The 23860-nt window shown below is 55.7% G+C and carries 19 protein-coding genes and 1 pseudogene; 8 read left to right on the top strand and 12 right to left on the bottom strand.

The window, feature by feature from the left end:
* Positions 1 to 12 precede the first annotated feature (12 nt).
* Genes ACNKU7_RS00695 through ACNKU7_RS00680 form a run of 4 tightly spaced genes read left to right on the top strand, consistent with a single transcriptional unit; the run spans position 13 to position 7961 of the window.
* Entirely contained in the window at positions 13 to 3135 is a 3123-nt protein-coding gene (locus ACNKU7_RS00695; RefSeq protein WP_418295027.1) for a helicase-related protein, read from the top strand.
* A 13-nt stretch (positions 3136 to 3148) separates the two neighbouring features.
* A complete protein-coding gene (gene drmB / locus ACNKU7_RS00690; protein ID WP_418295026.1) occupies positions 3149 to 5017 on the top strand; it encodes a DrmB family protein in 1869 nt (622 codons plus the stop codon).
* Positions 5018 to 6685, top strand: a complete 1668-nt coding sequence (locus ACNKU7_RS00685) for a nuclease-related domain-containing DEAD/DEAH box helicase (protein WP_418295025.1) — start codon at positions 5018 to 5020, stop codon at positions 6683 to 6685.
* A 19-nt stretch (positions 6686 to 6704) separates the two neighbouring features.
* Positions 6705 to 7961, top strand: a complete 1257-nt coding sequence (locus tag ACNKU7_RS00680) for a type II restriction endonuclease (RefSeq protein WP_418295024.1) — start codon at positions 6705 to 6707, stop codon at positions 7959 to 7961.
* Here ACNKU7_RS00680 and dcm read toward each other — a convergent pair.
* On the bottom strand, positions 7928 to 9301 hold the full coding sequence (dcm, locus tag ACNKU7_RS00675; protein WP_418295023.1) for a DNA (cytosine-5-)-methyltransferase: 1374 nt from the start codon (positions 9299 to 9301) through the stop codon (positions 7928 to 7930). The two genes, ACNKU7_RS00680 and dcm, sit on opposite strands and share 34 nt — an antisense overlap.
* A gap of 175 nt (positions 9302 to 9476) precedes the next feature.
* Between dcm and ACNKU7_RS00670 the strand changes: the two genes are divergently transcribed.
* Together ACNKU7_RS00670 and ACNKU7_RS00665 are read left to right on the top strand one after the other, a co-directional pair.
* Positions 9477 to 9950: a very short patch repair endonuclease gene (locus tag ACNKU7_RS00670; RefSeq protein WP_418295022.1), complete on the top strand. Its 474-nt coding sequence runs from the start codon at positions 9477 to 9479 to the stop codon at positions 9948 to 9950.
* 97 nt (positions 9951 to 10047) lie between these two features.
* A pseudogene (locus tag ACNKU7_RS00665) lies at positions 10048 to 11203 on the top strand (IS3 family transposase).
* Between the two features lie 170 nt (positions 11204 to 11373).
* Here ACNKU7_RS00665 and ACNKU7_RS00660 read toward each other — a convergent pair.
* The 4 genes from ACNKU7_RS00660 to ACNKU7_RS00645 form a co-directional block, all read right to left on the bottom strand.
* Complete coding sequence (locus ACNKU7_RS00660) at positions 11374 to 12522, bottom strand: DUF4268 domain-containing protein (protein ID WP_418295021.1); 1149 nt, start codon at positions 12520 to 12522, stop codon at positions 11374 to 11376.
* Positions 12523 to 12584: 62 nt separating this feature from the next.
* The gene (locus ACNKU7_RS00655) at positions 12585 to 13526 is read right to left on the bottom strand and encodes a metallophosphoesterase (RefSeq protein ID WP_418295020.1); all 942 of its coding nucleotides are present in this window, start codon (positions 13524 to 13526) and stop codon (positions 12585 to 12587) included.
* Between the two features lie 15 nt (positions 13527 to 13541).
* Positions 13542 to 13724, bottom strand: coding sequence for a hypothetical protein (locus ACNKU7_RS00650; protein ID WP_418295019.1), 183 nt, complete (start codon positions 13722 to 13724; stop codon positions 13542 to 13544).
* A 24-nt stretch (positions 13725 to 13748) separates the two neighbouring features.
* Positions 13749 to 14306 (bottom strand): hypothetical protein, encoded by a 558-nt coding sequence (locus ACNKU7_RS00645; RefSeq protein ID WP_418295018.1) that lies wholly within the window; start codon positions 14304 to 14306, stop codon positions 13749 to 13751.
* Between the two features lie 483 nt (positions 14307 to 14789).
* Here ACNKU7_RS00645 and ACNKU7_RS00640 point away from each other — a divergent pair, with 483 nt between their 5' ends.
* Entirely contained in the window at positions 14790 to 15245 is a 456-nt protein-coding gene (locus ACNKU7_RS00640; protein ID WP_418295017.1) for a hypothetical protein, read from the top strand.
* Between the two features lie 75 nt (positions 15246 to 15320).
* Here the strand turns inward: ACNKU7_RS00640 and ACNKU7_RS00635 are convergent, their stop codons facing one another.
* The 7 genes from ACNKU7_RS00635 to ACNKU7_RS00605 all read right to left on the bottom strand — a co-directional run bounded on the left by ACNKU7_RS00635 (position 15321) and on the right by ACNKU7_RS00605 (position 22409).
* Entirely contained in the window at positions 15321 to 16196 is an 876-nt protein-coding gene (locus ACNKU7_RS00635) for a 23S rRNA (adenine(2030)-N(6))-methyltransferase RlmJ (protein WP_418295016.1), read from the bottom strand.
* A gap of 133 nt (positions 16197 to 16329) precedes the next feature.
* Positions 16330 to 17490, bottom strand: coding sequence for a DUF3570 domain-containing protein (locus ACNKU7_RS00630; RefSeq protein WP_418295015.1), 1161 nt, complete (start codon positions 17488 to 17490; stop codon positions 16330 to 16332).
* The gene (locus ACNKU7_RS00625) at positions 17477 to 17707 is read right to left on the bottom strand and encodes a DUF4266 domain-containing protein (RefSeq protein ID WP_413231497.1); all 231 of its coding nucleotides are present in this window, start codon (positions 17705 to 17707) and stop codon (positions 17477 to 17479) included. Before ACNKU7_RS00625 ends, ACNKU7_RS00630 begins: the two co-directional genes overlap by 14 nt.
* 3 nt (positions 17708 to 17710) lie before the next feature.
* Positions 17711 to 18196: a TlpA family protein disulfide reductase gene (locus tag ACNKU7_RS00620; protein WP_418295014.1), complete on the bottom strand. Its 486-nt coding sequence runs from the start codon at positions 18194 to 18196 to the stop codon at positions 17711 to 17713.
* Between the two features lie 37 nt (positions 18197 to 18233).
* Positions 18234 to 18890: an outer membrane beta-barrel domain-containing protein gene (locus ACNKU7_RS00615; RefSeq protein ID WP_418295013.1), complete on the bottom strand. Its 657-nt coding sequence runs from the start codon at positions 18888 to 18890 to the stop codon at positions 18234 to 18236.
* Entirely contained in the window at positions 18860 to 19714 is an 855-nt protein-coding gene (locus tag ACNKU7_RS00610) for an SH3 domain-containing protein (protein ID WP_418295012.1), read from the bottom strand. The genes ACNKU7_RS00615 and ACNKU7_RS00610 overlap by 31 nt, the downstream gene beginning before the upstream one ends.
* A 4-nt stretch (positions 19715 to 19718) precedes the next feature.
* Positions 19719 to 22409, bottom strand: coding sequence for an HzsA-related protein (locus tag ACNKU7_RS00605; RefSeq protein WP_418295011.1), 2691 nt, complete (start codon positions 22407 to 22409; stop codon positions 19719 to 19721).
* Between the two features lie 241 nt (positions 22410 to 22650).
* Between ACNKU7_RS00605 and ACNKU7_RS00600 the strand changes: the two genes are divergently transcribed.
* Positions 22651 to 23859: a hypothetical protein gene (locus ACNKU7_RS00600; RefSeq protein WP_418295010.1), complete on the top strand. Its 1209-nt coding sequence runs from the start codon at positions 22651 to 22653 to the stop codon at positions 23857 to 23859.
* Position 23860: the final 1 nt, after the last annotated feature.

The raw sequence follows: 23860 nt of genomic DNA, 5'->3' as shown, positions 1-23860 counted from the left end.
GGGACAAGTGAAATGTCAGACAAGACAACATTGGTGAAGCGAATCACAGAGGACCTCCTCGGCCCTCTCAGGGAGGATGAGCAACTGCATGCATACCCTACTGACGTTTACTTGACCGGCATACTTTTTCCACCGGCAACGGATATTGCGCAGGAGGATGCAGACCAGCTGCAAGCGGAAGGACGGCGGGACATAGATGCAAATGACGTTTCCCAGGACGAGGTGTCTCTGGCTACGGTCAAGCGGCCCGCCAGCGCAGGCATCTCGTTTGTTATCGACGGGACTGATAAGCCGTCAGTTAACATCCAGATTCAAGGCGCCGTCTATCGCCCGGTCGCTAACACCAAAGAAGACGCGCAAGCTGACGGAGAAAAATCCAAGCGGGTTTTATGGCAAAGGTTTCCCCTGGATGCCCGCTTGGAAGATGTCACTCTTGATTTTCCTTCGCGTGACTTCCCGCCGCAAGAGACGGGCATTGAAGGACTTGGCCTGCATATACGCACAAGCTCCTGGGGTAAGCAACAACTTGTCACTGTGGCAATGATTAATGAACACAAGTTACCCAAGGAGTACGAAAGATCCCGCGCAGAAGAGCTTACATTCTTTCAAACTGGACTCGTCGTCACTTGCGGTGAGAACACCCATTTCTGTCCGCGCCCCCTGGGTGGATCCGCAATTGATGAGGATACCCGGATGGCACAGCTTATTTACCGGGATGTGAAGGAATACGCTGTGGGCCACACATGTGCAGCAACCTGGTCTGAAAACGAAGACGGTGTTTCCTCTGTGGCTTCTACCTGGCTTCCGACAAGCACGGTAAAGGCAATGAGCAGCGAGGGGGTAAAAAATTTCGCACCTCTTTCCCAGGAAGGTATTCTCAGTACTGAGTGGCTATCGACAGCAAGAGACGATCAACTTGTATCCGGACTGAAAAGACTTCCTTCACTCTATGAACAGTGGTATCAGGAGCAGAATGAATCTATTGAGTCACTTGATGAAAATCTGCGTGACCAGGCCAGAAGTCATATCAATAACGCAGATGAAGTTCGCCAACGTATGCAAGGCGCTATCGACCTCATAGGAAGCGATAGCAACGTCCAAACCGCCTTCAGGCTTGCCAACCGGGCGATCCAGTTGCAGCGACAATGGGCCGCGCCGGACGACAAGTCGCCACTGATCTGGCGCCCGTTCCAGCTGGGTTTCTTTCTGCTCACGCTGGAATCGGTCGCGGATGATGAACACAAGCACCGTAAAACCGCAGATCTGCTCTGGTTTCCGACAGGCGGAGGAAAAACCGAGGCATACCTCGGGCTGATCGCTTTCACGATTATCCTGCGACGACTCCGCTATGGCGAACAGGGAGCAGGCGTGGCCTCTTTTATGCGCTACACACTTCGTCTGCTGACGGTACAGCAGTTCCAGCGCGCTGCGGCGCTGATAAGTGCGTGTGACGCACTGAGGCAGGGATATGGAGCACCGCCCGACATTAAAGTCAGCCTTGGGGATATTCCCTTTTCCCTTGGCTTGTGGGTCGGATCCGATACAACCCCCAACAAGTTCAAAGATGCTAGGGACGCAATGGCCGATGCCCATGCGCACAATCGACCAGACCAGCTCAAATACTGTCCTAGGCATAAAGACACACGGCTGAGCTGGAAGATTGATAGCACGAATGAACAGATCATTGCCAATTGTGATCATCCGGACTGTCTTTGGCGGGAAGCGCCACTTCCCGTCTGGACGGTCGACAACAGCGTATACAGACACAAGCCCTCGCTGGTAATTGGAACAGTGGATAAATTCGCGCAAATTGCACGCAAGAAAGACACTGCGCAGTTGTTTGGCCTTAACACCCGTTTCCGCCAGCCTGACCTGATCATCCAGGACGAGCTGCACCTGATATCAGGGCCACTGGGCACCCTGACCGGTATCTATGAAATTGCTATCGACAAACTCTGCAGCCGGGGTGAAGTAGTCCCGAAAATTATCGCCTCCACTGCGACGATCCGACAGGCGTCGTCACAAATAAAAAACCTGTTCAACCGTGAAACCTGCCTGTTCCCGCCACCAATTCTTGATGCAAGTAATTCGGGCTTTGCCGTAGAGGACGAGGATGACCCCGGTCGCCAATATGTTGGCATTACCACAGCTGGCAGATCTGCCAAATTCACACTTCAGGCCCTGTCGGCGAGCCTGTTACAGGCAGTGTCCTCCCCCGAGATCTCAGATCAAACCCGGGATGACTTCTGGACGCTGGTTGCCTATTTCAATTCCCTGCGGGAGCTGGGTGGCGCGCTTGTTCTGATGCAGGATGACGTCACCAACTCCCTTGCAGACTATTCGGGAAGACGCACAGAAAATACCCGGAGGATATCCGAGCCGATGGAGCTGACCAGCCGCGTCAGCTCATCTGAAATCAAGAATTACCTCGACCAGTTGAACAAAACATTCGAGGAGGCCGGTACCTGTGACGTGGTGCTTGCCAGCAACATGATCAGTGTGGGCGTGGACGTTCCACGGCTCGGCTCAATGATCGTGAATGGACAGCCCAAGACAATCGCGGAATACATCCAGGCCACAAGCCGGGTCGGTCGCCGGCGCGGTGGACCTGGTGGACTGGTACTTTCCATTTACAATAACGCCAAGTCCAGGGACCGCTCTCATTTCGAGACATTCAACACATGGCACAAGGCGTTATATCGCGAAGTCGAGGCGACGAGCGTCACCCCTTTCGCACCCAGAGCAAGGGACAAGGCACTGCATGCGGTTCTGGTCATCCTCGCACGGCATCTGATTCCGGAGCTTAGCGATGAAGCCTGGAAGGTCAGTGATTACGAGGAGCAACTGCAGGATCTTATCGAGTATGTGGTAGCTCGCGCAGAGGATATTGACGAAGAAGAAGCCGACAGCGTTGAAGATGCACTCCAGGAATTTCTGGAGAAATGGCTCGGTAGCGCGAAGGATTATCAAAATTACTGGAATGACAGAGCCTACAGTAAAAGTCTTCTCCTATCGGCGGAACGTGCTGCAGAAATCAAGTCCAGAGCGGGCACGTACCACGGCAGAGCAACCCCTACCCCAAATTCGATGCGCAATGTCGAGCCTGGAAGCCTGTTCGTTCTGACGGAGCGATAAAAGGAAAGAAAACATGTCAAAAAAAGAGCTCGGAAAAATTCGTCAAAGCAATATCATCATGAACTACGGTCCGGGTGCCATTATCGATTTCCGCGCGCCGGGATCAGGCGCAGCAGTATCTGTGGTCGCGGGTGGGCTCGAATACTGGGAGCAAGCTGCCGAAGAAGCTGGTGCAGTCGCCTCTGATATGAAAAGACTGACTGAGCCACGCCTTGCCCAGAAGCTTCATGTATCCCATTTCCGATTGCCACCGGTATCACCGGATACGCCTTCCGATAAAGACACGGTAATTCCGCTGACGGGCAAGCGCTTCCCCGGCTGGCTACAGTGCCCGAAGTGCCACATCATCCAGCCAGCACGACGGTGGGGCCAGAGCCCGGGTGACCCTTCCAGGTACTGTTCCGGTTGCAGTTCCAAGTCCGAGTCCAACGAAAATGTATATGTCGTTCCTGTTCGTTTCGTAACAGCCTGCCGGCACGGACACCTTGAAGACTTCCCCTGGTCCCGGTGGGTCCACTCAGGCTCCCCATGCTCAAATGGTAAAAAATTCAAGCTTGAGGCGGAAGGGCCCGGTCTTGCAGGGCTTGTACTTAGCTGCGGGAAATGCGGAAAACGGAAGTCTTTGGAGTTCATATTTTCTCCAGAGGCGCACAAGGATCATGCCTGCAGCGGAGCACGGCCATGGCTAATTGATGGTGACGAGGTCTGCGAGCAAAAATCCGTCACGCTCCAACGGGGTGCGTCCAATATTTACTTCCCACTGATGCAGTCCGCACTGGTTATTCCTCCCTGGTCTGAAGAAATCATCAGGCAGCTGGGATATCGCTGGAATGACATTGCAACTATCAAAGGGGATGAGACACATTCCGCAAAAGAGAACCGGGAACGCCATATCGATCAGTTCTGGGAACAAATATCCGAGGATATTGGCAATATCGAAAAGGCTAGTTTCAAGGAACTCGTTGAGGAGAAAATAGCGGAGAGTGAAAAATGCAGTAGTGGCAACCTGCGCTGGGACGAATATCAACAGTTCAGGCTGGCTGCATCACGCCGTCAACGCGCAGGAGATGAATTTGAGGTTCGCTCCTGTAGCCTTCCATCAACACTGCCGCACCTGAACAGTCTGTTGCGTGTCGTGAGCCTGCGAGAAATCCGAGCGCTTCAGGGATTCACCCGTATTGAGCCCATGCCGGGAAGTTCAGGGCAGGCACCGATCAGATCGCAATATCTTTCACAACGCCCTATGGGCTGGCTGCCAGCAATAGAAGTTCGTGGAGAGGGAATTTTTATCTCGCTGTGTCCAGAGCGGCTTTCCGCCTGGGAATCGAGGCCGGAAGTTAAAGCTCGCGCATCCGCGCTGAAAAACTACAAGGAAAGCCGGGTACTTAATCCGGACAACGATTCATCCTGCGAAGTTTCTCCGGAGCTTGGGGCCCGCTTCCTTCTGATCCACTCTCTGGCACACATCCTTATGAAACAGCTTGCCCTTCAATGTGGCTACTCTTCGGCCTCACTGAGGGAGCGCCTATATCTGGGCAGCAACGATCAAGATATGGCGGGTGTCATGATCTACACCGCGACCAGTGATTCCGATGGCACTCTCGGTGGTCTTCAACGACAGGGATTGCCTGATCGCTTCGGCCCGATGTTTCTCGAGGCAATAAGGGCCAATGAATGGTGCTCCTCCGACCCACTATGCATCAAGGGACTGGTTGCTGCCACAGAATCTGCCACGCTTGCGGCATGCCACAGCTGCCTGCTTGCACCCGAGACTTCCTGCGAGGACTTCAACCGGTTTCTGGACCGGGCCATGCTTGTTGGAACGCCGGAAGACCGCAGCATCGGGTTCTTTTCAGATTTGACCACCGGGGGAACGCGTTAGATGGCCAGAATTTTTCCGGAATCTTTGCCTAGGGAAATACGAGATGACGCTCGGCGCTCCAGTGAGGTCATGATATACAACGCATTAAGAGAGCAGCTGGATGAGCGTTATTGCGTGTTTTACTCCAGCCCCTGGCTTGGTACGAACCCGGACGGGAGTGAAGTTGATGGCGAGGCGGACTTTCTAGTTGCTCACCCGCAGAAAGGCCTTCTGACAATTGAAGTCAAAGGAGGAAGGGTTGAGATTGACCGGGACGACAATTGGTCCAGTACAGATCGGCACGGGATCCCCCGCCACATCAAGAATCCGGTAGAGCAGGCACGCAAAAGCAAATATCACATTCTTGAGAAGCTGAAAGAATCTCCGCTCTGGAAGCCGCGCTATATCTGTGCAAGACACGGAGTCATATTACCTCACAGCACCCGGCCTGCGAGGGATTTCCGTCCGGACATGCCACTGAAACTTTTCGCTTTCAACAGCGACATCAACCACCTGGACGCATGGGTCGCCTCGCGCCTTGACGGTACTTTGGATGAAAACGATAAGACGGAAGCTCTTGGTAACGACGGCGTAGCCGCACTGAGCGACATGCTTACCCGCCCGATTCACCTTCACGTTCCCCTTGGCTCATATTTGAGGGATGATCTTCAGACGATTAACCTGCGTACGAATGACCAGATTTTTATCCTGAAGGAAATGGAAGAAAACCAGCGGATGGCGATAGCCGGAGCGGCGGGGACAGGCAAAACCATTCTCGCCATTGAGAAGACAGTAATGCTGGCAGAGGCCGGAAAGCGCGTACTTCTGCTTTGCTTTAACAGACCGCTTGGAAATTACCTTCAGGAAAAAATGGATGGTTACCACGGGGTCACAGCAAGGCACTTCCACCGCTACTGCCGAGATGTAGCCATTGGCGCCGGGCTGAACCCGGAAGAATTCAGTGTTTCGGAACTTGCAGAAGATCTGGTGGATAACTTTTGCGATGCAGGACTTGAGGAATACGACGCAGTTATTGTTGATGAGGGACAGGACTTCACCGATGACTGGCTAGCCTCGCTTGAAGTTGTTGTCAGGAATGGCGAGGACGGTGTGCTGTACATTTTTTACGATGACAATCAGCGTGTCATGCACACAAGTACGAGCTATATCAAGTCGCTTCCACTGGCAAAGCACAGGCTAACCAGAAACTTTCGCAATACCCGGGCCATCTTTAACACCGCGGAAAACTTCTATCAAGGCAGCCCGGTTCGGGCAATAGGCCCTGATGGCGAAAAGCCAGCATTTCATGTCATTTCCGGCGATTCCGATCTGAAACCCAGGCTGGCTGAGCGTGTTGGCGAGCTGGTCAATGCAGAAGATATCAGCCCCGGCGATATTGCAATTCTTTTTTCCGATAGACAAGAGCTGGAAGCTTTCCGGGACAGTCGGGGTGTACGCATAGGCAGATACAGAGCATCAGATGCCGAACACCGGAACGACGATAACATCTGCGTCGACACCATCCGGAGATTCAAGGGACTGGAGAGCCCGGTGATCTTTCTTGTTGCGAGTACCGACATTTCCTCCAGCTACGAACTTCTTTATGTGGGTATTACCCGCGCCCAGGCGCTACTGGAGGTGTTTGGTCAAAAACACGTTATTAACAGAATTCTGTCGGAAAACAGATAGGGCAAGGGGCTGATTGCAGGTGAGCGTTTCCAAACTACAAGAATGGATTGGGGAAAAGCAGGGCTCCAGCTGGCACGCCTATGTCAAACGCCTTTCCGCCAACGACACCGGGCTGACCGGCGGCCACGGGGCAGGTATATATATTCCCCACGAGTTTAGCAGGCTCGCATTTCCGTCAATTTTTACGAACGATGAGGCCAATCCTTCTGTTATATGTCAGGGGCAAGTGCAATCGCATGATTTGCCTTCTCAGTACCTGCGGGTTATTTATTACAATAGCAAACGCTCAGAGAATAAGCGCAACGGAAGAGACGAGCAGCGAATTACCCGCTGGAAACAGGGAGTTGAATATGCGCCTTTACAGGACCCGGATAATACCGGTGCGCTGACAATAGTTGCTTTTGAGAAAAATGTTGCCGGATTTGACACAGATTATCTTCACATATGGATGTGCGACAACACGGAGGAAGAGGATTATCTCGAGGGGCTGATTGGTGAAGTTTTGCCTACTGTTACCGTTTTCCAGCCGTTTACAACGCTGATAGGCGGGACTCACTTTGTGCATCCCGGTCCATCAGAAGAACTTTCTCTCCCGGAAGAATGGGGCGTTAACTTTCCAACAGGAAAGCAGATTTCCGACTACGTAGCGACGGCCTACCCCTATTCCGGTATTTCTCCGGATAAACGACTGCTGAAACGATATGAAGATGAGTACCGGGTGTTCCGAACGGTGGAAAGCTGTCACGTAATGCCGTTGATCGGTAACGGGTTTCAGAGCGTCAGCAGCTTTATCAGTCTTGCCAATTCTGTTGGCAATCGCCGAAAATCCCGTGCGGGTAGGTCGCTGGAGCTGCACCTTGAGAGGATTTTCATCGAGGAGGGGTTAACCCGCTTTGCGACACAAGTGAAGACCGAGGGAAATAAACGGCCAGACTTCCTATTTCCCGATGGTGAAAGTTACTACGACGGAAATTTTCCCGACAGCCGCTTGAACATGCTTGCCGTCAAAACCACGCTGAAAGACCGCTGGCGCCAGGTTATCAATGAAGCGGACCGGATCCGCGTAAAATATCTGTTTACCCTGCAGGAAGGAATCTCCGAAAACCAGTTCCGGGAACTGTCAGCCGCCGGGATTCGCCTTGTTGTACCCAAATCCATTCGGAAAAGGTTTCCACCAGGGCCCAGAAGCGAAATTCTGAGCCTTGGCGAATTTATCTGCAAAATGAAAAGCCTTCAGGTTGATCAGCCTGCGAGGAACAGCTCTCCCTGCCGATGACTGGCCGTTTTCTCTGTGGGGGATTCCTGCCGTAGCGCCTGAAAAATATGCTTTTTCATCTCACGGGCCACAGATTCAAACATCGGCACTACGACAGAGTTGCCAAACTGTTTATAGGCGCGCGTGTCCGATACCGGTATTCTGAATTCGGATTCCCCCGGCCTGTCAAAGCCCATCAGTCGAGCACACTCGGCGGGCGTAAGGCGCCGGGGGATGTCTTTGCCATCCTCGCACTTGCTAGCGTGCCGGGGGTTTTTGGCAAGGAGGATCTCCGAACCATCCTTATAGTAGCGGGCTGACAGCGTCCGGGTATAGGTTGACTGGGGCGTAAACAGGTCATACCCGAACCCGTTACCATTCCCACGATGCTTTGCTTTGTAGGCCCGAAGGTAGTTCCACAGGCCTTCTGTCAGCGTGTATTTGGGATCGATTCTGCTTGCCGGGTCCAGAAGCTCTCCGAGTGACTCTACCGCCTCACCCGCTTTCGGTTTTACCTTGCCCAGATCAAACCCGTTACCAATCCCGAGATCCTTGCGGAAACCTACAATGACGATTCTCTCGCGATTTTGCGGCAACCAGTCTTTGGCATTCATTACCTGAGGAACCGGAACCGTATATCCGGCATCATCCAGGGCCTCGAGTATGGTTCGGTAGGTATCACCCTTGTTGTGGCTTTTCAGGTTCTTGACATTTTCGAGCAAAAAACACGCGGGTCGCTTTACCTTCAGAATCTTGCAGATATCGAAGAACAAGGTTCCCTGTATTTTGCAGTCAAAGCCGTGCGCGCGGCCGAGCGCATTTTTCTTGCTGACCCCGGCGATGGAGAATGGTTGACAAGGAAATCCCGCCAGCAAAACGTGATGATCCGGGATGCTTTCAGCGATGAAACCGGCAATCTCCCGCTCGGAAAGCTCCGTTGCGCACACTCCCCGCTGCTCGGCGAGCCGGTGACCTTCAGTAATATCCTTGATATTGCCGTTTATTACGTGGTCGTCGTAGTGGTTGGCCATATAGGTGCGCTGGGCATACTCATCCCATTCACTGGTAAACACACACTTGCCACCGATACCTTCAAAGGCCTTGCGTAAGCCGCCGATACCGGCAAACAGGTCAATGAAGTCAAACTTGCGCTTGTCATAATCGCGAGGCTTAGCCGGAAACAGGCTTTTGAGTGCTTTCTGGTAATTTGCAAAATTTCCGTTCAGCTCATCAATGCCCTTTTTCTTGAGCCACCGGTTGACAGTCTCCCGCTCCACTCCCATCGCTTCAGCAACATGCTTCTGCCCCCAGATGCGTACTGCTGATCCAAGAAGCTGTTGTATATCTTGTGGATGTGCCATGCTGAAGAGACTTCTTTTTGATTGCTTTTTGACCGGACCATGATGGCCCAGCTTACACCGGATGTCACAGGTTTGACCCAGCGGATAATGTCACAGGTTTGACCCAGATGAAAGCCCGAGTGCTAACTGGAGTATATTGAGAAGGACTGTATATGTATACAGAACATACAAGTTTATGGACATTGTAGACCGCGAGAAGCGGTCGCAAATGATGGCAGGCATTCGTGGCCAGGACACTCGCCCGGAGAAAATCATACGTAGTGGTTTGCACCGGTTGGGGCTGAGACACAGACTTGGGAGTTCTTACAAATGGCAGGGCAAGCGACTTCCCGGCAGGCCCGACCTCGTTTTCCCGAAATATCGGGCGGTAATACAGGTCAACGGCTGTTTTTGGCATTGTCACGGCTGCCACCTTTTTAAGTGGCCATCCAGCAGAGAGGCTTTCTGGCGTAAAAAGCTCGAGGGAAACGCTGAGCGTGACGTCCGTAACCTGAAGAACCTAGAACAGTGTGGTTGGCGGGTGCTTACTATCTGGGAATGTGCCCTCAAGGGCAAGACGCGCGCGCCTTCAGAAGAAGTGATCTTTTTCGCCGCAGACTGGATAAGGTCCGACGCGCCCTCTACTAGCATCGGCGGCCTCAAGGTCTGAACCGTTGCTACCACAATCAGTTTTGAAAGTGTAGCGGTTTACTAATCCAGGACACCAACTTAGGTGGTAAGGTTGCCACCCGAATCAGAGGTGTTCAATGAGTAGTCAACGTCGATCCTTCTCCCCGAGTTCAAGCTGGAGGCTGTCCGCTTGGTCATTGACCAAGGGTATTCGATATCAGATGCGGCCCGGACTTTGGATGTCGGCACAACTGCTATCCGCCGCTGGGTGAACCAACTCGAGGCTGAACGTGGTGGTGTGACGCCGGCCAGCAAAGCCCTCACCCCGGAACAGCAAAGAATCCAAGAACTTGAAGCCCGCATCAACCATCTGGAGCGGGAGAAAGAGATACTAGAAAAGGCTACCGCTCTCTTGATGTCCGACGAGATGAATCGTACGCGCTGATAGCCCGATTGAGTGAGCAGGAGTCCGTGGAACTGGTCTGTGACGCGTTTGAAGCACCTCGATCATGTTATTACGAATACAGGAACCGGAACAATGTCGTGGACACCTCCAGGCTACAGCTCCGGACCCAGATCAACGAGATCTTCACGCGTAGCCATAGTTCTGCGGGCAGCCGCAAAATCGTAGGATTACTCAACGATCAGGGCGTGGCTATCGGACGCTTTAAAGTTCGCAGTCTGATGAGAGAGGCTGGTCTGATCTGTAAGCAGCCGGGCCCGCATAAATACAAGAGGGCGACCGTTGAGCGACCAGATATACCGAATGAGCTTGATCGCCAGTTCGATGTGGAGAGACCAAATCAGGTTTGGTGCGGTGACATCACATATATCTGGGCCGGTTCTCGCTGGTGCTACTTAACCACAGTTATCGACCTGTATGCACATCGTATAGTTGGATGGACAATATCAGAACAGCCAGATGCCGCGCTTGCAGTAAAGGCGTTGAAAATGGCTTGGGAGCATCGAGGGAAACCGCAAGATATCAACTCGGATCAGGGCAGCCAATATGCGAGCCGCCTTTTCCGGCAGCGACTGTGGCGATACCGGATGACCCAGAGTATGAGTCGCCGTGGTAACTGCTGGGACAATGCACCGATGGAAAGGCTGTTCCGCAGCCTGAAAAGTGAATGGATACCTTCGCTCGGCTACCACCCCTTCGCATAAGCAAGCCGGGACATCAGCCACTATCTGATGATCTATTACAACTGGGAACGTCCCCACCAGCACAACGATGGTATACCGCCTGCAAAGGCCGAAGAAAAACTTAACTTACTGTCCGGAATAAGTTGACCACTACACAAGTCCACTCCCTGCATACCCGCAAGGTGGGGTTACGGCGCCCGCCCAAAATTTCGCACCCACAAAATCGCCCTCCGGCCCCTATGCACTGGCCCTACTGCGAATTGCCACCCCGTGCCAAACCCCAAGATCCACTCATCCAACTCTTGACTAAATCGCCGTTAAATTTCGCCCACGCCCTCTTCCTGCCGCTGCGCCAGCAGGCTTTTCAGATTGGGAATTTCCGGCCGGAAGGTCTTTTCGAGCCGAGATACATGATCCGTCAGCCAAGTAGCAATACGCGGCCATTCGTCGGAGTTGAAACCGTCAGCAGGAGCTTCATAACTGATCCGACAGGCCTTTTTATGATCCAGGCGCTCCCAGTCCAGCGGGGCACCGAATTTTTGATTAAATTCTTCGCGGCGGGCTGCCAGCTGGTCAAAAAGATACTTGTTCTCCTCCTGGCTGCCGCGGCCGATAAAGAACTCGACCCGCATGCAATTGCGGCCAAAGACCACGATATACACAATGCCACTCACCCCGGAGCCAGTACTGCTCCAACCATCCTTGCTCGGATTGACGTTGTCGTAGAGTCGGCAGTCACTTTCGCGGATAGTGTCTAGAAAGACTTTCCAGAATTTCTGCCGTATCAGATGGCTGTTTGCCAGTGAGCGCTCGTTGGATTGCTCTTCCTGTTTCTTCTCGCTAATGCCGATCATATATTGTTCGGCTTCCTTCACCGGAATGATCTGATCCAGCTTGAGCAGCAGTTGCTCCCCGATTGCGAAGGGCACGGCTTTGATACATTGGATACGAATGCGGTGATCCATTAGCCACAAGGCGGTGGAAGTGACTTCACGACGAAAGTTAGCCGCCACAAAAATAATGCGCTGATCGGAGCCCGGATTGAGAGTGAGCTCGTCAAACTCAATATCGTCGAAGAAGTCCGTAAGGCGCTGCTGGGCACTGTCGCCCTGCTCGTATTTATCCAGATACTGTTGGTAGATGGCGACAATCTGGCTTTTGGTAAGCCCAGCGCAGTAAGAGGCGTACTTGAGGGTCTGCCAGGTAACATCGCGGCCAGAATCGTCCAGTTTGTTTTCGATCACTACCAGGTGCCCCTGCTTGTCCAGGGCCAGCAGATCGAGGCGCTCACGGGTTTCGTCGAAGCCGTCGAACTCCTTCTGGATAATCAGCAGCTCCTCTCCAAGCACTTCTGGATTCGCAGCAATCCATTCTTGCAAATGTTCGCGCTCGCGGAAGCCCAGCTCGGAGAATTTCTTCTCTTTAAGTGGAGAAATTCGATTGGCGTTTTTGTCGATCTGGTACATACAGTGGCCTTTTAAATGGCTTCTTTGTTTAGTAGGTGGAGTTCCGGTAGCCGTATCGTCCGTTATGCGGGACGGACGGATACGTAGTTATCTTTGCTCAGGTTTTTTTCACCACTGAAGCGATAGGCCACTAGCTGTCTATCGCCCTCACTCGCGGCCACGGAATAATCCAGACAAGCAACGTTGTGGGCCTGTGGAGCTGGTGTGCCTTTGAGCCAATAGTGGCCAACAAAGCAGGGGACACTGTCCTCTGGGTAATAGGGAATATTGCCGCGCACTGGCTGGGCGGCGGCCTCACCGATATCCACCCCAAGCGGCAGGGCGATCTCTCCCAGCTTACTGGCGGCGCGGTTCCACCACTGCACTCGCACATCAGTACGTGGGTGACCGCTTTTGTCTAGGAAAGTCACACCTTTTGGCAGCGAGACTTCTACACCTTTCAGAAGCGTTTCAACCGCGTGATACAGCTCCGTACCCTTAGTACTGGCCTCTACCACCAGCTCACGGGTCAGGCGAGCACCGTTGATTTTATGTTCCAACTGCTCGATCAGTTCAGAATGCCAACAGGCGTGCACGACGCGCAGGGCACCCAGATCCAGCCACATGGGCAGTGTGTAGAAGAAGTCCAGCACCTCGGCCTTGGCTTCCGGGTCATTGTCGTATTCATTGAGAAACGCCCGGTGCTGCTTGGTGTTTTTATCTGTGTGTGGGCGCAGGGGCTCGCCGTTTACTTCCGTGTGATACGCCAGGGCGTTGAATTCATGGTTGCCCATAATGGCTTTGGCGTGACCATTTTTGACCATCTTCATCACCACTCCCAGCAATTTTCGATGCTGGGCCAGGTGTTCACCGCGGTCAATAAAGTCACCAAGGAAAATGACTTTGCGCTCTGGGTGAGAGTAGCCGGTTTCAGTTTCGCTGTAACCGAGTTTTTCCAACAGTTCAATCAGCGCATCGGCATGGCCGTGAATATCGCCAATGATGTCGTATTTATTGTGTTCCATTCTTATTATTTATCTTTAATACTTGATGATTTTGCGCTCTTCGGAATGCCGCGCTTTGCCGTAAAAAATATGCCGGTCGTAGAACATGAAGATCACTGACACCTGCAGAACAACTACCAAGCGCCACAGCACGGATGTTTCTTCTAGCCCGGCGAGATCGTCAAACCTATCAACGCTGTGGCTGCCGAAAATGTCCACGGCTAAAATGCGTTGGTGTTGCGCTTATGTTCGGCGGTACTCACCAGTGTCGACATCAATGATCAAGCGGGTCAATTTGGTAGGGTGCTTAAAGATCGCCTCACCCTCCTTTACCCCAATAAGCTTCCAGGATTTGGCCGCCTTTCTGATTGTTTCGGTGGCGTTGCAGTCCATGAGCTTATCCAGCTCGGCTTCTGGATCGAATCCATTGGCTACGGATATCTCAACACCGTCCTCTAGCACGGCAAACCACTCGTCGGCTTCGCGCTCGAAACATTTGATGGGATAGACCTTTTCCTCAAAGCGCTTGATGGTCCATTTGTCAGCTGTCGCGTCCAGTGGTTCCAGTAGTACCACGAAGCCGGGCATGCCGGAGTTGATGGATTCAATATGACGGATGCGCTCGCCGTAGCCCGGACTGCCGTAATCGTCCCGGTCTCCCAACACATAGACACGCCGGCCATCGAACTCGGGCACCCAGCTGCGCAGGAAAACAGCCTTGTCATTTTCTGCGCCCCAAGACCATTGAATGTTTTTCAGTGGTGCCTGGAGAACCTTGGAGAAATAGTCACTGATGTTCATATGTACTACCGAGCGTTGTTATTAATTATTTTGAGTTCTGCTGCTCATGCACTTCCATTGGTTCCTGAGCGAAGCCAAAGCCGCCAGGGAGTTTGATCCGCCAGCGCGAAGCTACCGGATCTGCCAAAAAAATGGGAATAGCCTCACGATTTATCCGTGAAAAACTACCGGATAAACCCGTAGTTGTCACCGATTTCTACGAATGCTGTAAGGGCGCGCAACTTCCTGAACAAAAATCACACAGGGGTTCATTCCCCGGCTTCCAAGTCGTTTAAAATATGAACAACACACTTAAGCGTGAACCCCACCCGGTTGGGCGAGGCTGCGCTACTGCCACTTGAAACGCACCTTTTGCTGGCCCCTTCACACAGCACACTGTGCAGCCGTGATACCGTCACCCGGAACCCTCACAATCCGTTCAGCCACAATTCACGTAGCTACACGCAAACTACCCCCAACTACTACACACCGACAGGAGTCCACATGAACAAGATTCTGATCGCCGCCATGACCAGCCTGGCAATTTCCGCGCCGGCACTGGCAGACAAGCCCGAAGCCGTCGGCAAAGACAAGCCGACCCCCGAGCAGATTGAAGCCCGCCAGGAAGCGGCCAAGGCCCACGCCCATGAGAAGGCAGAGGCGAAAGCCGAGCCCTATCGCCTGACCGAGGAAGAAAAGCGCGCGTTTGCTGAGAAGAGAAAGGCCAAGTACGAGCATGCCGAAGGCAAGCACGACGGCAAGAAGGTCGACCGTATGGCCCGCCTGCCCAAGGACGAGAAGTCCGATACAGAGATGCCGGAAGAAAAGCTGAAGGGGAAGGAAAAGCAGCAGGCCAAGAAAGCTGAGCAGGAGCGCAAGGAGATGGACAAGGGCTCCGAGCAGGGCCAGGCCGCGCGCGCCGAGCACAGCGAGAAGTGGTGGCAGTTCTGGAAGGACTGATTCCAGGTCAACTCCCCCCAATAAAAAAGCCCGGAATTCCCGGGCTTTTTTATATCTATCCGTTCACGGGCAACTCTATTCGCCGGCCAGGGTCTCACAGCGAAAGTGTGCTGCACCGTCCTCGCTTAGCAGCTGTGCCAGCTTCGGCAGCAGCGCCTGCATTTTTTCCTTCAGCGTCCACGGCGGGTTCACCACGATCATCCCTGAGGACGTCATGCCGTGACCTTCGCTGTCGGCACGAATGCCCAGCTCGAACAGTTCAATCTTGCGGATACCGGTGGCCGCGATCTGCTTTTCCAGGCTGTCGATGCGCTTGCGCTCCACCACCGGGTACCAGATGGCCACTGTGGCCGTGGCCATCTTGCGGTGGATCAGGCTCAGCGCCGCGACCACGCGCTGGTAGTCCTCTTTCTGCTCATACGGTGGGTCGATCAGCACCAGCGCGCGCCGGGACTGGGTCGGCAGCAGGCCATTCAGGCCCTTGAAGCCGTCCTCGACGCGCACCCGGCAATTGCGGTTGCCGGCAAAGTTGTTGCGCAGTAGTTCGGCGTCGCTGGGGTGCAGCTCATACAGCCAGCCTTTGTCCTGGGCCCGCAACATCTGGGCGGCGATCATCGGCGAACCGGGATAGCGCTGCAGCTGGCCGCCCGGGTTAAAGTCGTCGATGAGCGCCAGGTAAGGCGCCAGTTCCGGCAGGGCGTCGCTGCCCTGTAATTTGCCGATTCCGTTCAGGTACTCCTGGTTTTTCTGCGCCATATCCGACTGCAACCGGTACATCCCCGCACCGGCGTGGGTATCGATATAGTCGAAAGGTGCGTCTTTCTTCTGCAGGTGCGAAATAATTTCCACCTGTACGAAGTGTTTGAGTACATCGGCGAAGTTGCCGGCGTGGAAAGCGTGGCGATAACTGAACATGGGATCCACCGGGCGTGGCAAAACAGAGGGAAACACAGCTGGCTCGAGTATGGCAGCCGCGGGTGAGCACCGGATGAAATCGGGAGGAAAAGTCCGCCAGAGCAGTCGGGTGTCACCGGGCAATGCGGGCGAACTTTAGGGGCCTTTGCGGCCCCTGTAAATCAGTTTTTCAGAACCACACCGACCAGAACAGCCGCACAACGTGGGCGTTGAAACTGTAGGCGGGCTCCTCGCCCGGTAGGTAAACAGAATCGCCGTTGTGCACCCGCACATCGTGGAAGTTGTCGTAATCGAACATGATGTAATCCCAATAGAGATTCACCGTGTTCTTGCGATCAAACAGGGACCAGCGATCCGGCAACAGGTAGGAGGCGCCGATGCCAATAGCGGTACTGGTGAAGTCGCTCAGCTCTTTATCCCGTGCGCGGAAGTTGGTGGCGTTCAGGTAGGGGAAAAGGTCACTGTAGAAGTCCGCCCCGCTCTGTTTATAGAAGCGCAGCTTGCCCTCGAGAATGATGTTCTCCTGCTCCAGCGGGTGGGTGTAGCGCAGCTCCAGGTTGTCTGCACTGATGCCCCAGCTGTCTGCGTAGCGGCGGTATTCACTTTTTACCGCGGCCCGGTACGGCAGGCGGTACTTGGCGCGCAGGGCGACGGCATCGCTGTTGCGGGTGGTGGGGTAGAGCTCGGCCTGGTAGCTGAAGCCGCTGCCGGCATTCGGATCCAGGTAGCGCACGCTGCGGTAGGGATTGTTCAGGAAGCCCTCGTCGGCCACCGTTTCCACGCTCAGTTCCGCAATCAGCTTCTGGGTGAGGATCTGGCTCCAGCCGATGGCATAGCGGCGGTGCTCGGCCTGCTCGAGGAAGTCCTCGTCGCCGTTGCGCATGACATCGTCGCTGCCGAAGCTCACACGCATGGACAGGGTACTGAGATCCCCGAAGAAATCCTGCCTGATACCAAAACCGACGGTTTCCGCCTGGTAATCGCTTTCGCTGGAGTTGGTGTAATTCAGACTCAGGGTGGCTTTATCCACCAGATAGTCGACCCCCAGCGAAAACTCATCGCGCTGTTCGGAATAGCGGCTTGCGGTTGCCTGCACATCGATGGAGGCACCGGAAATCATATCCACGTAATAATTGGCCGACAGTGAGAGCTTGTTGCCGACATTCTTGCGCACCAGGATCGACGGGCCATCGATGGTGACACCACCGCCACTGTAGGAGTGGTACATGGTATCGGCCCGCTCTTCCGGCAGTACCGCGGCGATCAGGCTGGCAGGTAGCCAAAACCCAATAATAGCCGCGACGATTTTTGCACGATCAATTGCAGCCACAGCCGCCTCCTGACCCACCTTCTGCGCCCCTGGCGGCTTCACGCGCTTCGTAGACGTGGTTCATATACCCCGCGGCCACCGGATCGCGCTCGAAGCTCATGATCGGATCCGCGAGGTAATGCCGCTCGTAGGGCTTTACCCAGGGCTCCGGCATCAGGGTTTCGCAGCCGCCCAGCAGCAGGAACAGTGGAAGAAGTAACAGCGCGCGCTTGGCCATGGTTTATTCCCGGATCAGTTCCTTGATGATTTTCTTGTACTCGGCCTCATCGCCGCTGCGGTAGCCCTTGTGCACGTAGCGCACATTGCCGTCGCGATCGATGAATACCGAGCTCGGCATGGCTTCGACACCAAACAGCTGGCTCACCTGGCTTTCACCGTCGAACAATACCGGGAATTCCACCGGGATTTTTTTCAGCATGGCCTGGGCGTCGTCGCGGTTGGCATCCACGTTCACACCCCAAACCTTGAAACCGGCGGATTCGTAACGCGCGTGCAGATCGTTCAGCAGCGGCATTTCCTCGCGGCAGGGGCCGCACCAGGAGGCCCAGAAATTCAGCATGATCACGTCGCCGCGCTGTTCGCTCAGACGCAGGTTGCCGTCTTTGAGGGAAGCCAGGGTAAAGTCGCTGGCGGGTGCCTTGGCCATCGATGGGGCGCCGGCCAGCAGGGCGGCGGAAGCACAGAGAGCGGCAATCAGTTTACGCATTCGATTTCTCCGGGTTTATTGTTTTAAAGGCAGCAAGTCAGAAATAGATGGAAATACCGAGCTGCGCCGACAGGTTGTTGGTGGTCAGCGGCTCGCCAAAGATTTCGTGTTCAAAAATATGGTCGCGCACATCGATGCGCACCGCCAACCAGTCCTGGGCCAGCACCCGCACGCCGGCACCGACGTTGTAGGTGAAGTGCTCCTCATCGGCAAAGCTGGTATTGCCGATGCCGCCGATCAGGTACAGGTTGCTGTTGAGCGCCCAGTCGTCGAACACAAAAATCTCCCCTGGCAGGAAGTTCCAGGCCAGCGAGAGGTTGTACATGGACAGCTCGCGCTCGTCGTCAGTCAACAGCGGCGCGGAACCGCTGAGGCGCTCGTAACTGGACTCGCCCAAGGTGGTCTGCCCGTAGGCCGCTTCCATAAAGAAGTCTTCGCTGATGTGGTAGGCAAGGCTGCCGCCATACAGGGCATTGGAGCCAAAATCTTCCACGCTCATGATGCCGCCGAGATAGGCGGTGAATTCGAAGTCTTCGCTGTCGATCTTGGCCTCGCGGATTTCACGGCGCTCCAGATCCGGCGAAATAATCTCGTCGATATCCTGGCTGTACTGGGCCAGGGCGCCTGAGGACAGCGAGCCCGCGAGCAGCAAGCCGGCGAGCCTTACATAAATACGTCGAACCCGAGTTTCCACTCGACAATCTCCTGGTTATTTTCCCGCGAGGTGAGCAGGTAGTGATTGGCCACTTCGGCGCGCAGGGCAAAGCGGCGGGAAAGATAGGTCGTGACCCCAATGCCAGTCAGCATCGCCGTGTCCTGGCGGTCTTCGGTGGCGACGATGGTGGCATTGGGGGAGGTGATATTGATGCCGGTTCCCAGCAGGAAGTAGGGCGACAGCCGCCATTGGGGAAATGGCTGGTGCACCACCGCAACCTGGTAGGTCTGGCTGTCGGAGTAAGCACCGATGGTCTGCGCTGCGCGCACTTCGGCGGAGATATTCTGGGTAAATCGGTAGCCCAGCGACACCCCCATGGAGTTGGCGCCGGCAAAATCGCCATAGGCAAACCCGAGGCGCAGGTTCTGCTCGCGGTAGTCGTCGATACCCGGTGTGGGCACCGCCACCGGCTCGCCTTGCGCGGTGAATATTTCATCGAGGTCGGCAATCTTTGCCCAGCCGGTCTTGCCCCGGCGGGTCATCACCTTGACCCAGTCGGTGCGGCGCTTCAGCAGCCACAGGGGCTCGCCGTATTCGACCACATTGCTGATCACATAGCCGCGCCCCGGGCCGGTGTACAGGTTGAGGAATTCGGAACCCACCACAACCCGCTCGGCATCCTCGGGCAGATCCCCTGGTGCCTGCTGGGTGAACTGTCGCGCGCTGAAACTTTCCGTTACCGCCACACTGCCGCCTTCGGCGACGGGCTGCGCGATCGCAGTACAAGGGGCCAGGAGGGCGCCGGCCAGCGCCAGCAGCCAATAGGCCTGTCGGAGTGAAAAATTGCCGGGCTGCCTTTTCATCTGCTTAATTGACCGGTGCATCGAATGGGTTGTTGTAATACTGCGCACCGATATCCAGCCACTCTGAAATCAGGCGTAATTCCGCCGCGGAGAGTTCACCCGCGTGCGCGCCGCCGGGGGCAAATACGCTGAAGAAGCGGCTCGCGCTGGCACCGGCGGTATCCATGATCCGCTCGATGTCGACGGTAACCATAACAGGTATCGGGTTGCCGGCGGCATCCAGGATCAGCTCGCCATTATCATCGGTTTCGAACAGCAGCTCGCCATTGTCGTCGGTGTCCTGCACCAGCACATTCTGCACCGCCCCCTCGCTGAGTTCCTGGGTAGGATTATTGAACAGCAGCTCGACATAGGACGTACTGAAGTTGGTATTGACCGGCGACTGATCCGCGCTCAGATCCAGCTGTCCCGGCGGCACCTGCGCCATGCCCGCCGCATCGCGATTGGTGTGGCAGGTGGAACAGGTGCGATCCTCGATCACCGTCCCCGTCGCATCGGTAATTTCCCGCGGCAGATCCCAGATCGGCTGGATATGTTCGGGGTAGTGAATCACCGCACGGCAATCCGGGGTCCAGGCACTCTGGCAGGCAAGGCTGGTGGGCTGCGGGGTCAGCAGCTCGCTCAGCAGCAGTTCGGTACTCGGGTCCTTTGCACGCAGCGCCGGGTCGGTCCACAGGTCGCTGAAGCGGATATCGCCTTCCAGGCTTGCCTCGCCGGCAATGCGCGCCAGCAGCTGGGCCATGGTTTCGCCCATTTCTGCGATCAGCGCACCTTCGGTATTGGCGAAGGGAGCACCGCTCGTAGGCGCGCCGGCCCAGGCCGACTGCGGCTGTTTATCGGTACGGCCGTGGGGCACTTCGCTATCGGCGCTGTGGCATCCCTGGCACTGGCGCACTTCACCGGCGCGGAACTGCAGCCAGTTGTTATGGCGGCCGACAATACGACGGCCATCGGCATCCACCACGGAAATGGCGAGCGGCATATCCGCCGGCACTTTTACCCGCACCGAGCCGTCCGGCTGGATCGGGGTGTAGCCGATGATCTCGCGCATGGTCTGCGCGCGGCTGCGGCCAAAAGCCGCGCGATCAAAGTCCAGCGTATCGCGGTCGGGAATACCCACCGCTTTCACCACCCGCAGGAAACGCGCCGGGCGCTCGGCGGCGGTGGTCTGCAGTGGATCCGCCAGCGTGGAGATATCCACAACCTGCTCGCCGTCAAAGTCGTAGACACTGCGGATATCCAGTACCGCCATGCCTTCCTGCACCAGGTCGCGGTCGCTATCCACACCGGGAATCGGCTCGGGAATAAATTCCGGCACCGGGCGCGGGTCGGCGGTGACGCCCTCGCTGATCATCAGGCCTTCTACCGGCTGGATGATCGGGCGCTGGGTGCCCTCTACATAGTCATAGATCCACAGGCCGTAGAGCGGGTCTGCCGGCACAATGCCCTCGGTCGCCAGCCACTCGTCAGTACAGGGACGGGCGAGCTCGGTTTCCGGCTCGATCACCCGGCATTCGCTCCAGCTCACCAGCAGGCGACTGGTACCGTCGTGAAATGCCCAGGCGTTTGCAAACAGACCGTGCGGGGACAGGCCGCCGTCGGTAATCACTTCCTCGACCGAGAGTGACGCCTGCCCCTGCAGTACGCCTTCCTGTTCCGGCTCGCTGTAAGCTTCGGTGAAATTCTCAGCATCGATCAGCACCATATCGCCACCGTAGGTAATACCTTCCGGCGAGCGCAGGGTGACGAGGATACGGCCGTCGGGCATTTGCTGCGGCTTGCTGAATGCCGCAGGCACAGGTTCACCGGTGGCGCTGATGCCGGTGGCCTGGCTGTGGTAGCCGTAGTGGAACTGCAGGTCGGTGCCGTCGGGATTGACGGTGTACAGGCTCAGGCGGTCGCGCCCGCCCATATTGTCCCAGCGGTTGAACAGGATGCGGCCGTTGAACAGTACGGTGGGCGAGAGATCGTGGCTCTGGTTATAGGAAATCTGACGGATATCGGTGCCGTCGGCTTCCATCACGTGCAGTACAAAAGCGGGCTCCCGCAGGTCTTCCGCTAGCGCGCCGAACTGCGGCTTGTCGTCGTCCAGCAGCAGTGCGCGGGAACGGCGCTGGCGGGTGGAACTGAATACAATGCGGCCATCGGGCAAAAAGGCGGGGGCAATATCATCACCCGCTTCCGCAGTCAGGTCTGACGAAATCGCGCGCTTCAGTTCGGCGGATTCAAAATCGTACAGCCAGATATTCCAGCTCGGCTGCTCGTCGTCATCCAGGCCTTCGATATCCGGTGCGCGCATGGCGAAGGCCATCAGCCGACCATCGGCGGATACGGTCAGGTCTTTAACGTCGTAACCACCCTCGAATACGATACCGGCAGCTTCATCGCTGACGAACAGGTCTTCGGTCAGTACGCGTTCGGGCGCGCTTGCCGTGGCGCGATCGCGCAATACAAGCTCTGCGCCGGGATTGAAGGCGGAGGGGGAATAAAGGCTGTCCCCCACCAGCGCACCATCGTCTTCAAAACGCAGGCTGCGGCGCACATAGGCCACCGGGTAATCGACAACCACCGGGTCTTCCGCCTGATCGCCACCGCCCAGGCCGGAGCCTTCACCGCTACCACCGGAGCAGCCCCCAAGCAGCAATAATGCAATGAGTCCGCCGGACAAATGGGCCAGCGTACACAATTTGTTCAAGGGAGTTTCCTCTTCCGTAGTAACCACTCACCGTGACGATGGCGGGAAAGCTGGACGTTCGTCCCAGACTGTTTGCCAGATTTATTGGCCTGATTTTCGCGATTGCCCACCACAGGCTCAAGCCGCGCACACTGTTTTTGCCAACCAGAACACGGATTAAATTTTTCCCGCTGGCGAATTTTTGAACCTTCTTTAGTATCGTTGGCCAGTCACAACGTACGTTTACAGCGCAATCATACCCATGAATAAGTCATCGTTCGCTGCGCGCCTGCTGCTCGCGGCGTCTGCCTGCCTCACTGTCCCGGCGCTCGCCGGCCCGGAAGAGCAGGCCGCACAGATCCACAGCCGCCTCACTGGGGTAAAACCCGAAGTCTCGGTGCTCACGGCGATGGCCGAGGATATCGACAGCGGTAATCCCGAAGCGGCGGCCTACCGGGCAATGGAAAATGATGCATTCTACAACGTCACCCTGAAAAACCTCGCCACGCCCTGGACCAATCGGGACGGTGACAATTTTGCCCCGCTGAACGATTACACCGCGACGGTGATCGGCATAGTGCGCGATGACGAAGACTTCCGCGAGATTCTATTCGAAGACGTCCTCTACACTGGCGCCAGCGGCCTGGGCCTGCCCGCTTACAGCAACAGCAACAACAATCACTATGTCGAGTTGGAAAACAGGGGCTATCCACTGCAAACCGCATTGGAGCGCAAAACCCAGTCTGCGGTAACCGGCCTGCCGAGCGATGCCACCGCCGGTATCATCACCAGCCGCGGCGCCGCCAAGTCTTTCTTTTACGCCGGCACCAACCGCGCCATGTTTCGCTTTACCCTGATGAACCACCTGTGCCGGGATATGGAGCAGGTACACGATACCTCACGCACGCCGGATCGCATCCGCCAGGACGTGAGCCGCAGCCCCGGCGGTGACAGCCGCGTTTTCCAGAACAACTGCATCGGCTGCCACAGCGGCATGGATCCGATGGCCCAGGCCTTCGCCTATTACGATTTCATCTACGACGCCGACAATGATCCCACCGGCGAAAATGGTTTTCTCGATTACAACAGTACCGGCGAAACCGACCCTGCAACAGGCACCCGGGTGAAAGCGAAAAATCATATCAACAGTGCCACCTTCCCCTATGGCTATGTAATCCCGGACGACAAGTGGGACAACTACTGGCGCGAAGGGCCGAACATGTACCTGGGCTGGGACGATGCGCTTCCCGGTTCCGGCAACGGCGCCAAGTCACTGGGCCGCGAACTGGCCAGCAGCCGCGCCTTTGCCCAGTGCCAGGTGACAAAAGTATTTGAACAGGTTTGCCTGCGCGCACCAGAAGACAGCCAGGATCGCAACCGCATCGAGAGTATTACCGATGACTTCACCAGCGGCGGTTACAAGCTGAAGCAGGTATATGCCGATGCTGCGGTTTACTGTGCGGGGGAATAAG

Source organism: Microbulbifer weihaiensis, from assembly GCF_048323715.1.
Classification (GTDB): Bacteria; Pseudomonadota; Gammaproteobacteria; order Pseudomonadales; family Cellvibrionaceae; genus Microbulbifer.
This window is presented reverse-complemented; position numbering and strand designations above follow the sequence as displayed.